The sequence below is a fragment of the Streptomyces sp. P3 genome, assembly GCF_003032475.1.
Lineage (GTDB): Bacteria > Actinomycetota > Actinomycetes > Streptomycetales > Streptomycetaceae > Streptomyces.
On sequence record NZ_CP028369.1, the window covers coordinates 202,871 to 215,177 of the forward strand.

The window sequence follows — 12,307 nt, forward strand, 5'->3', positions numbered from 1 at the left end:
TACGAAGGGGCCGGTCCGCCGCGAGGGTGGGCCGGCCCCGTTTCGCGTGGCCGGGTGCGGGCGGGACGCTCGGGGATCCGTGAGGTCAGGCAGCCTCGACGGGCTTGCCGTCGTGCAGGCTGATCGCTCGCTGCATGGCCTTGCGGGCCCGTGGGGTGTCCCGGGCGTCGTGGTAGGCGACGGCGAGACGGAACCAGGTGCGCCAGTCCTGGGGCGCCGCCTCGGTCTCGGCCTTGCGCACGGCGAACACCTCGTCCGCCGAGTCGCGGTCGACCCGGCCGCTCGGGGTCCGCTTCAGCTCGTCGACGGGCAGACCGCCCTCGGCGTCGAGCTCGGCGGCGAGCGCGTTGGCCCGGCGGACGAACTGGGTGTTCTTCCACAGGAACCAGACGCCGATGACCGGGAGGATCAGCACCGCCACACCGAAGGTGACGGTCAGCAGCGTGCCGGACTGGATGAGCATGACGCCGCGGCTGCCGACCAGGACGAAGTAGAAGACCAGGACGGCGGCCGTGAGGGCGTAGGAGATCTTCGCGCGCATGACGTCAGAGGCTCAGTTCAGGTCGAGGAAGTGTTCCAGGCCGAAGGTGAGGCCGGGCGTCGACACCACGCGGCGAACCCCCAGCAGGATGCCAGGCATGAAGCTGCTGTGGTGCAGCGAGTCGTGGCGGACGGTCAGGGTCTCACCCTCGCCGCCCAGCAGGACCTCCTGGTGGGCGAGCAGGCCGCGCAGCCGGACGGCATGGACGGGGATCCCGTCCACGTTCGCGCCACGCGCCCCGTCCAGGCCCGTCTCGGTGGCGTCCGGCGCCGGGGCGACGCCGGCGGCGCGGCGGGCCTCGGCAATGAGCTGGGCGGTACGGGTGGCGGTGCCGGAGGGTGCGTCCACCTTGTTGGGGTGGTGCAGCTCGACGACCTCGACGGACTCGAAGTACGGCGCGGCGATCTGCGCGAACTTCATGGTGAGGACGGCCCCGATGGAGAAGTTGGGTGCGATGAGCACGCCCGTGGCGGGGGACGCGGCCAGTCGGCCGTTCAGCCGCGCGAGGCGTTCGTCCGTCCAGCCGGTGGTGCCGACCACGGCGTGGATGCCGTGTCGTACGCAGAAGTCGAGGTTGTCCATGACCGAGGCGGGGGTGGTCAGTTCGACCGCGACCTGGGCGCCGGTCTGCGCCAGCGTCTCCAGGTCGTCGCCGCGGCCGAGGGCGGCCACCAGCTCCATGTCCTCGGCGGCCTCGACCGCCCGTACCGCCTCGGAGCCGATCCGGCCCTTGGCGCCGAGGACCGCCACGCGCAGCTTGCTCATCTCTTGTGCTTCCTTACCGAAGTTGCCGAAGGCCTGACGGGGGGTGTCAGGCGACCGCGTCGTGCAGCCGCGCGGCCTGCTTGTCCTTGAGCGGGCCGATGACCGACAGCGACGGGCGCCGTCCCAGGACGTCGCGGGCCACGGCGCGGACCTCGTCCGGGGTGACGGCCGCTATCCGGGCCAGCATGTCGTCGACGGACATCTGGTCGCCCCAGCACAGCTCGCTCTTGCCGATGCGGTTCATGAGCGCGCCGGTGTCCTCCAGGCCGAGGACCGTGGAGCCGCGGAGCTGGCCGATGGCGCGGACGATCTCCTCGTCGGACAGCCCGTGCTCGGCGACCTGGTCGAGTTCGTCCCGGCAGATCTTCAGCACGTCGTGCACCTGGCTCGGGCGGCAGCCCGCGTAGACGCCGAAGAGCCCGCAGTCGGCGAAGCCCGAGGTGTACGAGTACACGCTGTAGGCCAGGCCGCGCTTCTCGCGGACCTCCTGGAAGAGACGGGAGGACATGCCGCCGCCGAGGGCCGTGTTCAGCACGCCGAGCGCCCAGCGCCGGTCGTCCGTGCGGGCGAGACCGGGCATGCCGAGCACGACGTGCGCCTGTTCGGTCCGGCGGCCGATCAGCTCGACCCGGCCCGAGGCGCGGATGGCGCGCCGGCCGTCACGCGGGGCGATGGGCGCCGCGTCGGTGTTCCTGAGGGCGCCCGCCTTCTCGAAGGCCGCGCGGACCTGGCGGACGACCTTGTTGTGGTCGATGTTGCCGGCCGCGGCGACCACGAGATGGGTCGGGTCGTAGTGCTTCCGGTAGAAGCGGCGGATGCGGTCGGCGGTGAGGGCGTTGACGGTGTCGACGGTGCCGAGGACCGGCCGGCCGAGGGGGTTGTCCCCGAACATCGTCTGCGCGAACAGGTCGTGCACGCAGTCGCCGGGGTCGTCCTCGGTCATGGCGATCTCTTCGAGGATCGCGCCGCGCTCGACGTTGACGTCCTCCTCACGGATGAGGGAGCCGGTCAGCATGTCGCAGACGACGTCGATGGCGAGCGGCAGGTCGGTGTCGAGCACGCGCGCGTAGTAGCACGTGTACTCCTTCGCCGTGAACGCGTTCATCTCGCCGCCCACCGCGTCTATCGCGGAGGAGATGTCGAGCGCGGACCTGCGGGTCGTCCCCTTGAAGAGGAGGTGCTCCAGGTAGTGCGTGGCGCCGTTCAGGGAGGGCGTCTCGTCACGGGAGCCCACGTGCGCCCAGATGCCGAACGTGGCGGAGCGGACCGAGGGGAGGGTCTCGGTGACGATGCGCAGGCCGCCCGGCAGGGTGGTCTTGCGGACGACGCCGATGCCGGCCGTGCCCTTGATCAGGGTTTGGGTACGGGCGACGGCCCGCGCCTCCGAAGAGGTGCGGGCCGTCGCCTGGGAGCTGCTCGACGTCACTTGTCGGAGTCGTCCTTCGCGTCCTCGGCAGCTTCCTCGCCCTCGATCACGGGGATCAGGGAGAGCTTGCCGCGGGAGTCGATCTCGGCGATCTCGACCTGGACCTTGGAGCCCACACCGAGCACGTCCTCGACGTTCTCCACGCGCTTGCCGCCGGCGAGCTTGCGGATCTGCGAGATGTGCAGCAGACCGTCCTTGCCCGGGAGCAGCGACACGAACGCACCGAAGGTGGTGGTCTTGACGACCGTACCCAGGTAGCGCTCGCCGACCTCCGGCATGGTCGGGTTGGCGATGCCGTTGATCGTGGCGCGGGCGGCCTCGGCCTGCGAGCCGACCTGGGCACCGATGTAGATGGTGCCGTCGTCCTCGATCGTGATCTCGGCGCCGGTGTCCTCCTGGATCTGGTTGATCATCTTGCCCTTCGGGCCGATGACCTCACCGATCTTGTCCACGGGGATCTTGACGGTGATGATCCGCGGGGCGTTGGGGGACATCTCGTCCGGCGTGTCGATCGCTTCCATCATCACGTCGAGGATGTGGAGGCGGGCGTCGCGGGCCTGCTTGAGGGCCGCGGCCAGGACGGAGGCCGGGATGCCGTCCAGCTTGGTGTCGAGCTGGAGGGCGGTGACGAACTCCTTGGTGCCGGCGACCTTGAAGTCCATGTCGCCGAAGGCGTCCTCCGCACCGAGGATGTCGGTGAGGGCGACGTAGTGCGTCTCGCCGTTGATCTCCTGGGAGATCAGGCCCATGGCGATGCCGGCGACGGGGGCCTTCAGCGGCACACCGGCGTTCAGCAGGGACATGGTGGAGGCGCAGACCGAGCCCATGGACGTCGAGCCGTTGGAGCCGAGGGCCTCGGACACCTGACGGATCGCGTAGGGGAACTCCTCGCGCGTCGGCAGCACCGGCACGATGGCGCGCTCGGCGAGGGCGCCGTGGCCGATCTCGCGGCGCTTGGGGGAGCCCACGCGGCCGGTCTCGCCTACGGAGTACGGCGGGAAGTTGTAGTTGTGCATGTAGCGCTTGCGGGTCACCGGGGAGAGGGTGTCCAGCTGCTGCTCCATGCGGAGCATGTTCAGGGTGGTGACGCCCAGGATCTGGGTCTCGCCACGCTCGAACAGCGCCGAGCCGTGCACGCGCGGGATGGCCTCGACCTCGGCGGCGAGCGTACGGATGTCCGTGACGCCGCGGCCGTCGATGCGGGTCTTCTCCTTGATCACGCGCTCGCGGACCAGCTGCTTGGTGAGCGAGCGGTACGCGGCGGAGATCTCCTTCTCGCGGCCCTCGAACTCCGGGAGGAGCTTCTCGGCGGCGAGCGCCTTGACGCGGTCGAGCTCGGCCTCGCGGTCCTGCTTGCCGGCGATGGTCAGCGCGGAGGCGAGCTCCGGGCGGACGGCGGCGGACAGGGCCTCCAGGATGTCGTCCTGGTAGTCGAGGAAGACCGGGAAGTCGCCGGTCGGCTTCGCGGCCTTGGCGGCGAGGTCGGCCTGGGCCTTGCAGAGCACCTTGATGAAGGGCTTCGCGGCGTCCAGACCGGCGGCGACGACCTCCTCGGTCGGCGCCTCGGCGCCGCCCGCGACGAGCTGGATGGTCTTCTCGGTGGCCTCGGCCTCGACCATCATGATGGCGACGTCGCCGTCCTCCAGGACGCGACCGGCGACCACCATGTCGAAGACGGCGTCCTCGAGCTCGGTGTGCGTCGGGAACGCGACCCACTGGCCGTTGATCAGCGCGACGCGGACGCCGCCGATCGGGCCGGAGAAGGGCAGGCCGGCCAGCTGGGTGGACGCGGAGGCGGCGTTGATCGCCACGACGTCGTACAGGTGGTCGGGGTTGAGCGCCATGATGGTGGCGACGACCTGGATCTCGTTGCGCAGGCCCTTGCGGAAGGACGGGCGCAGCGGGCGGTCGATCAGGCGGCAGGTGAGGATGGCGTCCTCGGAGGGGCGGCCCTCACGGCGGAAGAAGCTGCCGGGGATCTTGCCGGCGGCGTACATCCGCTCCTCGACGTCCACCGTGAGGGGGAAGAAGTCGAGCTGGTCCTTGGGGTTCTTGGAGGCGGTGGTGGCCGACAGCACCATGGTGTCGTCGTCCAGGTACGCCACGGCGGAGCCGGCGGCCTGCTTGGCCAGGCGGCCCGTCTCGAAGCGGATGGTGCGGGTGCCGAAGGTGCCGTTGTCGATCACGGCCTCGGCGTAGTGGGTCTCGTTCTCCACTAGCATTTTCTCCGTTACTTGTCGTCTTTCGTCCCTCGCTGCCCGTGTGGCAGGGGGACGGTGGCGGAGAAACGCTCGGTGCGGGCCGGTCTTCGATCGAAGCACCCGGGGTTCTCTCGCCCGGGGGCCACTACCGAGGACCGGCGGCGGCTAGGCGCGCTTCTCCTCGTTCGTGTGCGTGGTGACGTCTACCCGCAGCGAGTACACGTCATCACGCTGTGTCGTACGTATGGCGTTGTGCTACCACACTACAAAGCGTCGGTGACACTCCGCACGTTTGCGCTCCACGGTCGGGCGTACGACGGGCCCTGTCGTGGTGCGTGCCGACGCGTACCGAGGTGGCGCGCATCGACGTGTACAGCAAAGGGAGCGGTCCCGTCTCCGGGAACCGCTCCCCTCACGGCGACCTACTTGGCGCCCGCCGCACCGCGGCGGATGCCGAGGCGGTCGACCAGCGCACGGAAGCGCTGGATGTCCTTCTTGGCGAGGTACTGCAGCAGGCGGCGACGCTGGCCGACCAGGATCAGCAGACCACGACGGGAGTGGTGGTCGTGCTTGTGCGTCTTGAGGTGCTCGGTCAGGTCCGAGATCCGGCGGGACAGCATGGCGACCTGGACCTCGGGGGAGCCGGTGTCGCCCTCCTTCTGACCGAACTCGCTGATGATCTGCTTCTTCGTAGCGGCGTCGAGCGGCACGCGTACTCCTCGTAGTCTTTTCAGTGGCCACCGAGTGCCCCCGGTCTTGGTCTCGGGGGAGCTTCCGTTACTCGGGAGGCGGGGATCCGCTGGGCGCGACCTCCAGAACCTTCAGGGGCTGTCTGAGGGTGCTTCCGGGGGTGCGTACACAAACGGCCGAGAGCCAGGGTATCAGGCCGGTGCGCCCGACCTGCCCGGATATCGCGGCGGACGGCCGGGCCGCGCTCGGGTGGGCCGGGGCAGTGTACGGGCGACGCCGGCCGGCCGGAACGTAACGGAAGAACCTCTGAGCTGGGGGAACGCTGGCAAGTAGGGTGGCGCTGCAGCTCGTTGGGGCAGCGCGAACTCAGAGGAAGGGGTCGGAGCCGACATGGCCGATGCCGAGGACATGGCAGTCAAAGCGCGCAAGGAGCGGGAGCGGGACGAGCTGTACGCGCTCGACATCTCCGGCGTCGAGTGGCAGAGCGCGCCGGGCACGGAGGAGCACGAGGAGCGCGTCGAGATCGCCTGTCTGCCCGAGGGGGCCGTGGCGATGCGGTCCTCGCTCGACCCGGAGACGGTGCTGCGCTACACCGAGGCGGAGTGGCGCGCCTTCGTGCTGGGCGCCCGGGACGGCGAGTTCGACCTGGAGCCGACGCCGCACGACGGCGGGACGGCGACGGAGACCGCCGAGGTGACGGAATAGGTCGAGCCGCTTCCGCATCCGCCGTACGGCGGCGACCCGCTCGTCGCCGACCGTCGGCGCGGACCGCGCCGGGAGGGTGGGCGCCCGGAGTCGTCCGGGCGTCGGGGACCGGGTGTCGAGGGGCGCTGCTGTCGGGCGCTCATCTGTGCGAGTGCCCCGTGACCCCATGACGCCCGCCGCACGGGGTCAGCCGGTCATCGAGCGGACCGCCGAGTACACGTCGAAGACGGCCAGGGCCAGCGGCACCAGCGTCAGCAGGACGAAGCCCTCGGCGATCTCCATGAAGCGGCCCCAGAACGGGGTGAGGCCGCCCCGCGAGGTGATCAGGCCGATCGAGGTGACGATCGCGGCGGCCGCCGCGACGGCGGCGACCAGCCAGACCGTGCGGATGTCCAGGTCGGCGCGGTCGCCGGTGAGGGCGGCGCGGATCACCGGGTGGGGCGGGTTGAGCGCCAGGCCGAGTCCGAGCAGGACGAGCGAGCCGAGGCCCGCGGCCAGCACCGGGGCGACCTGCGCGGTGTAGCGGAAGAGGTGGGCGCGCATCAGCAGGGCGGTGCCGGTGGCCAGCGCGAGCAGCTGGGCCCAGACGCCGTCCGAGAACCCGAGGACCGCGCAGGCGCCGACCGTGATCGCCGCGCAGCCGCCGACCAGGCCGACCAGGAGTTCGTGACCGCGGCGGGCCTGCGCGGCGATCCGCTCGGCGTCGACCGGTTCCCGGGGTGCGGGATCGGCGCCGTAGGCGCGGCGCGAGGCGGAGTCCGGGGCGTCGAAGCCGATCGGCAGGCGGGCGAAACGCATGGACAGGCCGGGCAGGAACGCCAGGGCGCCCACGCCGACGGGGGCGCACAGGGCGGCGGTCTCGGCCGGGCTCCAGTGCGCGAGCATCGCCGCGAACACCGCCGCGAGGCCGGCGCCCGACGCGACCACGAACGCGACGAACGGGCCGTCGCCGCGGGGTGAGCACAGGGTGAGCAGCACCGACGCCAGCAGAACCGCCGCGCACGCCAGCAGGAACTGCAGCTTGCCGATGCCCTGGCCGTCGGCGAGCGCGAGGAGTCCGGAGCCCGCCACCGCCACGTTGGGCAGGGCGCCGAGGCCCAGGGCGATCGCGGAGCCGCGGTCGTCGTAGACGCGGGCCCGGACGCCGGCGAGGGCGACCAGCAGCACGCCGACGACGGCGGCGAGGACGCCGGGCAGACCGTGCATGTCGTGGTGCGGGTCGCCGGTCCAGGCCACGAAGGCGAGCAGGGCCGGCAGCACGCTTCCGCCGACGAGGCCCGCGGTGCGGGTCAGTTCGCCGCTCCACAGGGTGTGCTCGCGTGTGACGGCCGAGGCGACCGCCTCGGACACGTCGTCGAAGACGGCGGGCGGCAGCGACTCGGAGAACGGGCGCAGCGTGAGGAGTTCGCCGTCGAGGATGTGCTGGGCGGCGAACGAACGCGAGCTGTCGAGGACCGAGCCGTCCCGGCGGACGAGGGTGTAGCCGACCGGCGCGCCCTCGGCGGGGCTCTGCCGGGCGAGCCGGAGGATCTCCGGGTAGAGGTCGGCGACCGGGATGTCGTCGGGCAGCGCCACGTCGATCCGGCTGTCGGGGGCGACGATGGTGACCCGGCAGAAGCCGAGCCCCGTCCCCGCCGCGGGCGCGGCTGCGGCGCCGCGTCCCTCTCCGGTGGCTGCCGCGGAGGTCGTGATGCTCAACCTGCTGCTCCCCCTCAGTGATGGTCTCGCGTCGGCCGTGTGAAGGTCCCGCGCAGGTTCGTGCGGTCGCACGGCCCGCGGTGTGCTCACGCGAACATCCGGCACCCTACCGCCCCGCGGTGGTACCAGCAGTCAGTAGGATCACGCGGCGGCCTGCGTCCGCCTGACACGGGGTGGCGGACGGTACTTCCCGGGGGCCTCGCAAGGGGATTGGTGAGCAGTGAGCCACATCGTCGTGAAGCGTCCGCCCAGGGCGCTGCCGTCCGAGGTGCCCATGGGCGAGGTCGTCCTGCAGCCTCCGCCCGAGCTGCCTCGGGGGCATCAGGAGAGCGTGCTGATGCAACTGCTGCCGACGCTCGGCATGGGTGGCTCGGTGGTCTTCTTCTTCACGAGCGGGCAGCCGTTCATGCGCATCATGGGCATGGTCATGATCGCTTCGACGGTGGCCATGTCGATCGCGATGGTGGTGCGTTTCCGGCGCGGTTCCCAGGGGCAGTTGGCGGATCTGCGCCGGGACTACCTCAGCTACCTGGCGCAGACCCGGCGTACCGCGCTCGACACCGCGCGGGCCCAGCGTGACGCGCAGTACTACCTGCATCCCTCCCCCGAGCAGCTGTGGGCCCTGGTCGCCGAGGGCAGCAGGGTGTGGGAACGGCGGCCCGGGGACGAGGACTTCGGGCAGGTCCGGGTGGGCCTCGGCGCCCAGGCCCTGGCCACCCCGCTGGTCGCCCCGGAGACCGGTCCGGTGGAGCAGCTGGAGCCGTTGACGGCGGGCGCGCTGCAGCGTTTCCTCGCCGTGCACGACAGTCTGGACGACCTGCCGATGGCGGTCTCCCTGCGTGCCTTCTACCACGTGACGGTCAGCGGCGAGCCGGAGTCGGTCCGTTCCTGCACCCGGGCCCTGGCCGGTTCGCTGGCCGCGCTGCACTCGTCCGAGGACCTGGTGCTCGTGGTCGCGGCGGGCCGGGACGAACTGCCTCACTGGGAGTGGGCGAAGTGGCTGCCGCACGTCCAGACCCCCGCCGCCGTGGACGGGGCGGGCAGCCGTCGGCTGATCGGCTCGAGCACCCGTGAGCTGGAGAGCCTCCTCGGCTCCCGGCTGACCGGGCGGCCGCGCTTCCACCCGAACGCGACTCCGCTGGTCGACGAGCCGCACGTGGTCGTGATCCTGGACGGTGTGTCGCTCCCGCAGGACTCGGTCCTGGCCAACTCCGAGGGACTGCAGGGCGTGACGGTCCTCGAGATCGTCCCCGGCGAGCTGACGGGAACGGGCGGCGAGCTCGACATCGTCGTACAGCCCGGGGCGCTGCGGCTGGAGTCGGGGCACGGGGCCGTCTACGAGGGGACGCCCGACGTGCTGTCGCCGGAGTCCGCGGAGGCGCTCGCCCGGCAGCTCGCGCCGCTGAGGATGGCCTCCGGCGGCGACGACGACGAACCGCTGCTGGCCAACCTGGAGTTCACCGAGCTGCTGAGCCTCGGCGACGCCGCGTCGGTGGACACCCAGCGCACCTGGCGGCCGCGTTCGCTGGCCGAGCGGCTGCGGGTGCCGATCGGGGTGGGCGAGGACGGTCGTCCGGTGATGCTGGACCTGAAGGAGGCGGCGCAGGAGGGCATGGGCCCGCACGGTCTGTGCGTGGGCGCCACCGGCTCCGGCAAGTCCGAGCTGCTGCGCACGCTGGTGCTGGGGCTGGCGGTGACGCACTCGTCGGAGACATTGAACTTCGTCCTCGCCGACTTCAAAGGCGGCGCCACGTTCGCGGGAATGGCGCAGATGCCGCACGTCGCGGCCGTGATCACCAACCTGGCGGACGATCTGACGCTGGTCGACCGGATGGGCGACTCCATCCGGGGCGAGCTCAACCGCCGTCAGGAGCTGCTGCGCAACGCGGGCAACTACGCCAACATCCACGACTACGAGAAGGCACGGGCCGCGGGCGCCGCCCTGCAGCCGATCCCCTCGCTGGTGCTGGTGATCGACGAGTTCAGCGAACTGCTCACCGCCAAGCCGGACTTCATCGAGATGTTCGTCCAGATCGGCCGGATCGGGCGCTCGCTCGGGGTGCATCTGCTGCTGGCCTCGCAGCGCCTGGAGGAAGGGCGGCTGCGCGGACTGGAGACGTATCTGTCGTACCGCGTCGGTCTGCGCACGTTCTCCGCCGCGGAGTCGCGGGCGGCGCTGGGCGTGCCCGACGCGTACTCGCTGCCCAACGTGCCGGGTTCGGGCTTCCTGAAGTTCGGGACCGACGAGATGGTGCGGTTCAAGGCGGCGTACGTGTCCGGCGTCTACCGCTCGGGCGGCCAGCGGACGGCGCCGGGGGGCGGCCCGCTGCCCCTGGACCGGCGGCCGGTGCTCTTCACCTCGTCCGAGGTTCCGGTGCGGTACGCGGCCGTGCCGCAGGCCCGCCCGGCCGGCGACGCGGAGGTCGACGACGCGCTGGCCGACACCGTGCTCGATGTGATCGTGCGCCGGCTGGAGGCGCAGGGTCCGGCGGCGCACCAGGTGTGGCTGCCGCCGCTGGACAGCCCGCCGTCGCTGGACGCGCTGCTGCCGGGCCTCACGGCGGTGGAGGGCCGCGGGCTCACCCAGCCCGGCTACGAGGGCGCGGGACGGTTGGTCGTACCGGTCGGCCTGGTGGACAAGCCGTTCGAGCAGCGCCGGGACTCGCTCTGGGTCGACTTCTCCGGCGCGGCCGGCCATATGCAGATCGTCGGCGGTCCGCAGTCCGGCAAGTCGACGCTGCTGCGCACGCTGATCTCGGCGTTCGCCCTCACCCACACGCCGCACGAAGTGCAGTTCTACGGCCTCGACTTCGGCGGCGGCGGGATGGCCTCGGTGGCCGGCCTGCCGCATGTGGGCGGGGTCGCGTCCCGGCTGGACCCCGAGCGGGTGCGGCGCACGGTGGCCGAGGTGTACGGCATCCTGACCCGCCGCGAGGAGTACTTCCGCGCGTCGGGAATCCCCTCGATCGCCGACTTCCGGTCCAGGCGGGCCCGGGGCGAGATCTCGGTCACGGACCAGCCGTGGGGAGACGTCTTCCTGGTCATCGACGGATGGGGCAACTTCCGCGCGGACTACGAGGCGATGGACCAGATCATCCACGAGATCGCGGCGCGCGGCCTCGGCTACGGCATCCACCTGGTGCTGACGGCGTCGCGGTCGATGGAGGTCAGGGCCGCCCTCAAGGACCATCTGATGAACCGGCTGGAGCTCCGGCTCGGCGACACGATGGACTCCGAGATCGACCGGAAGCTCGCCGCGAACGTCCCGTCGGGCGTTCCCGGCCGGGGGCAGTCGCCCCAGAAGCTGCACTTCATGGCCGCGGTGCCGCGGATCGACGGCCTCGCCTCGGACACCGAGCTCTCCGACGCCACGCAGGCACTGGCCGCGGAGGTCTCCCGGCACTGGCAGGCCGCGCCCGCCCCGGAAGTACGGCTGCTGCCGCGGGAGTTCCCGGCCGAGTCGCTGCCGCCGGGCGACCGCTTCCCGCGCCGCGGGGTCGCCTTCGGTCTCGACGAGGACCGTCTCGAGCCGGTCTTCGTCGACTTCGAGCAGGATCCGTTCTTCCTCGTCCTCGGCGAGAGCGAGTCCGGCAAGTCGAATCTGCTGCGGCTGCTGATCAAGCAGCTCACGCAGCGGTATTCGGGCGACGAGTGCAAGCTGTTCGTGGTCGACAACCGGCGTTCCCTGCTGGACGTGACGCCGGCGTCGCATCTCGCCGAGTACATCCCGATGTCCAACGCGATGGACCACCACATGGCCGCGCTCGCCGACCTCATGAAGCGCCGGACGCCGACGGCCGACGTGACGGCGCAGCAGCTCCGGGACCGCAGCTGGTGGCGGGGGCCGACGGTCTTCGTCGTCGTCGACGACTACGACCTCGTCGCCACGTCGAGCGGCAATCCGCTGGCGGGACTGACCGAACTGCTGCCGTTCGCCCGGGACGTGGGCGTACGGTTCATCATCGCGCGGTCGACGGCGGGCGCGGGGCGTGCCTCCTACGAGGCGTTCATGCAGCGCGTCAAGGAACTCGGGGCACAGGGCGTGGTCCTGGCGGGCGACCCCGGCGAGGGCGACCTCCTGGGCGGCGTGCGGCCCCGTCCGATGCCCGCGGGCCGGGGCATCTTCGTCTCCCGGCGGCGGGGGAAGCCGTTGGTTCAGGTGGGGTTGGTGGCGGACGGGTTGGAAGGGACGGAGCGAGCGGGGGGTGAGCCGGGGGCGGGGTGAGCCGGGGGCGTGAGGCACAGAAGCGGCTTCCCCCGCGGCTACGCGCCCCCCGGCGG

8 protein-coding genes are annotated in these 12,307 nt (G+C 71.6%); 2 read left to right on the forward strand and 6 right to left on the reverse strand.

Annotated features, from left to right (window positions below):
• Nucleotides 1-85 precede the first annotated feature (85 nt).
• The 5 genes from C6376_RS00730 to rpsO all read right to left on the reverse strand — a co-directional run bounded on the left by C6376_RS00730 (nt 86) and on the right by rpsO (nt 5,643).
• Nucleotides 86-541: a hypothetical protein gene (locus tag C6376_RS00730; RefSeq protein WP_107441617.1), complete on the reverse strand. Its 456-nt coding sequence runs from the start codon at nt 539-541 to the stop codon at nt 86-88.
• A 12-nt stretch (nt 542-553) separates the two neighbouring features.
• On the reverse strand, nt 554-1,306 hold the full coding sequence (gene dapB, locus C6376_RS00735) for a 4-hydroxy-tetrahydrodipicolinate reductase (protein ID WP_107441618.1): 753 nt from the start codon (nt 1,304-1,306) through the stop codon (nt 554-556).
• Between the two features lie 46 nt (nt 1,307-1,352).
• Nucleotides 1,353-2,732, reverse strand: coding sequence for a pitrilysin family protein (locus tag C6376_RS00740; RefSeq protein ID WP_107441619.1), 1,380 nt, complete (start codon nt 2,730-2,732; stop codon nt 1,353-1,355).
• Nucleotides 2,729-4,948: a polyribonucleotide nucleotidyltransferase gene (locus C6376_RS00745; protein WP_107441620.1), complete on the reverse strand. Its 2,220-nt coding sequence runs from the start codon at nt 4,946-4,948 to the stop codon at nt 2,729-2,731. Before C6376_RS00745 ends, C6376_RS00740 begins: the two co-directional genes overlap by 4 nt.
• 407 nt (nt 4,949-5,355) lie before the next feature.
• Nucleotides 5,356-5,643, reverse strand: coding sequence for a 30S ribosomal protein S15 (gene rpsO / locus C6376_RS00750; protein WP_015657483.1), 288 nt, complete (start codon nt 5,641-5,643; stop codon nt 5,356-5,358).
• 370 nt (nt 5,644-6,013) lie between these two features.
• Between rpsO and C6376_RS00755 the strand changes: the two genes are divergently transcribed.
• Nucleotides 6,014-6,328: a DUF397 domain-containing protein gene (locus C6376_RS00755; protein WP_107441621.1), complete on the forward strand. Its 315-nt coding sequence runs from the start codon at nt 6,014-6,016 to the stop codon at nt 6,326-6,328.
• Nucleotides 6,329-6,514: 186 nt separating this feature from the next.
• On the opposite strand, the gene eccD is transcribed toward C6376_RS00755, so the two are convergent.
• Nucleotides 6,515-8,026: a type VII secretion integral membrane protein EccD gene (gene eccD, locus C6376_RS00760; RefSeq protein WP_173985553.1), complete on the reverse strand. Its 1,512-nt coding sequence runs from the start codon at nt 8,024-8,026 to the stop codon at nt 6,515-6,517.
• 220 nt (nt 8,027-8,246) lie between these two features.
• Between eccD and eccCa the strand changes: the two genes are divergently transcribed.
• Entirely contained in the window at nt 8,247-12,251 is a 4,005-nt protein-coding gene (gene eccCa, locus C6376_RS00765) for a type VII secretion protein EccCa (protein ID WP_107441622.1), read from the forward strand.
• The last annotated feature ends 56 nt before the right edge of the window (nt 12,252-12,307 follow it).

Coding starts and splice junctions, on each gene's coding strand:
- C6376_RS00755 (WP_107441621.1), top strand. CDS start 6,014: ATGGCCGATGCCGAGGACATGGCAGTCAAAGCGCGCAAGGAGCGGGAG.
- C6376_RS00730 (WP_107441617.1), bottom strand. CDS start 541: ATGCGCGCGAAGATCTCCTACGCCCTCACGGCCGCCGTCCTGGTCTTC.
- dapB (WP_107441618.1), bottom strand. CDS start 1,306: ATGAGCAAGCTGCGCGTGGCGGTCCTCGGCGCCAAGGGCCGGATCGGC.